The organism is Mesorhizobium sp. LNHC252B00, from assembly GCF_000502955.1.
Lineage (GTDB): Bacteria > Pseudomonadota > Alphaproteobacteria > Rhizobiales > Rhizobiaceae > Mesorhizobium.
In genome coordinates this window covers 1-240 of the sequence record NZ_AYWO01000183.1, presented here as the reverse complement: position 1 = coordinate 240, position 240 = coordinate 1, and the positions used below count along the sequence as shown (strand labels likewise).

The 240-nt window shown below is 64.2% G+C and carries 1 pseudogene; it reads right to left on the bottom strand.

The features are described 5' to 3' along the window. Window positions 1-240 (bottom strand): annotated as a pseudogene (gene groEL, locus X744_RS01000000170795) (chaperonin GroEL); the annotation flags it as partial.

Genomic DNA, 240 nt, shown 5'->3' with positions numbered 1-240 from the left:
CGAGTTCGGTCTCGGCGGTCTTGGCTTCCTCAACCGTGATGACGCCGTCATTGCCGACCTTGTTCATTGCCTTGGCGATCATTTCGCCGACGCTGGCGTCGCCATTCGCGGCGATGGTGCCGACCTGCGCGATCTCGGCCGACGACTTGACCTTCTTGGCCTTCGCCTTGATTTCCCCGACGACGGCGGCAACGGCCTGGTCGATGCCGCGCTTCAGGTCCATCGGGTTCATGCCGGCGG